The organism is Aliidiomarina sanyensis (genome assembly GCF_003987175.1).
Lineage (GTDB): Bacteria > Pseudomonadota > Gammaproteobacteria > Enterobacterales > Alteromonadaceae > Aliidiomarina > Aliidiomarina sanyensis.
Window position 1 is genome coordinate 1 of sequence record NZ_PIPM01000035.1, and the last position, 1,386, is coordinate 1,386.

Genomic DNA, 1,386 nt, shown 5'->3' on the forward strand with positions numbered 1-1,386 from the left:
GGGGATTGTCACGCATATGAAAGCGCTGCGCGCCGATGAGGAAACTTTGAGTCCTGTGCATTCGGTGTATGTGGACCAATGGGATTGGGAGCAGATTATTGCGGATCGCCACCGGACGGAAGCGCAGTTGCACACTACGGTGCGAAGCATTTACACAGCGCTGAAACAAACGCTTGAGCAATATAAAGAGGGTTTTGGCTCAAGCCTTTCTCTTCCTGAGACGATTACGTTCGTTCGATCGGAAGACCTATTGCAAGCCTACCCAGAACTTTCGCCGAAGGAACGGGAGCATGCTGCTGCAGAAGAGCATGGTGCTATTTTCCTGCAGGGGATTGGTGGAGCGCTCTCTGATGGAACCATCCATGATGTGCGCGCTCCAGATTACGACGATTGGACTTTAAACGGCGATATCATTGTATGGAACCCGGTCTTGGGCGAGTCGTTGGAATTAAGCTCGATGGGTATTCGCGTCGACCGGGCAGCATTGTTGAAGCAATTGCAAAGCAGTGGCCGAGCGTCGGCTGAGGGGCTTCCTTGGCATCAAAAACTCATTTCCGGTCAGCTGCCTCAAACAATTGGCGGTGGGATTGGGCAATCACGCTTGTGTATGTGGATGATGCAAAAACCCCACATCGGCTACGTCCAACACGGCGTCTGGTGCCCAGAAACCCGCACGAAGTACGCCGATTTGTTGTAGCCAACGCACAGCGTTGGGTCCCAGATTGATAAATGCGTCAGACCTCCCACCCAACGCCCCGTTACGGCACATGCGTTGGTTACATCAAATGTACCCGTAGCCAACGCACCGCGTTGGGTCCCAGATTGATAAATGCGTCAGACCTCCCACCCAACGCATTGCGTTGGGTACATTAAAGACCCGGCGACGGCATCGCTTCCAAGCCTCCCACCCAACGCCCCGTTACGGCACATGCGTTGGCTACGTTGCTTGAATGGTTCGTTGAATGGGGGTTTGTAATGAAATGAGGGTTTCGGTGGATTGAATTTCATCAATGACCTGCAGCCGCTCAATGAGAAGCCGTTGAAGATCATCAATATTACGCACCAACACCTTAATGAGCACACTGTATTGCCCGGTGGTGTAGTAGGCCTCGGTCACTTCCGGCAGTGCTTTGAGCTTCTCCAAAGCGGAGGGGTAGTCACCTGCTTGTCGCAAGATGATGCCAATAAAGCAGCAGATGTCGAAACCGAGCTTACGCGGATCAATGCTGAGTTTTGCCCCGGTAATAATCCCAGCCTTACGCATTTTCTCGACGCGGACATGCACCGTTGCGGGTGATACTCGGTTTGCTTTGGCAATTTCGGCATACGAAAGGCGGGCATTCTCGGTCAGTGCGTTCAGTATGTTTTTATCCAAATTGTCGATCA

General features: G+C 52.5%; 2 protein-coding genes. One reads left to right on the forward strand and one right to left on the reverse strand.

The window, feature by feature from the left end; all coding sequences use genetic code 11:
- A partial coding sequence (gene asnA / locus CWE11_RS11945) for an aspartate--ammonia ligase (protein ID WP_126777851.1) occupies positions 1 to 697 on the forward strand: 697 nt, incomplete at its 5' end.
- A gap of 240 nt (positions 698 to 937) precedes the next feature.
- On the opposite strand, the gene asnC is transcribed toward asnA, so the two are convergent.
- Positions 938 to 1,384, reverse strand: coding sequence for a transcriptional regulator AsnC (asnC, locus tag CWE11_RS11950; RefSeq protein ID WP_198675653.1), 447 nt, complete (start codon positions 1,382 to 1,384; stop codon positions 938 to 940).
- Positions 1,385 to 1,386 lie beyond the last annotated feature (2 nt).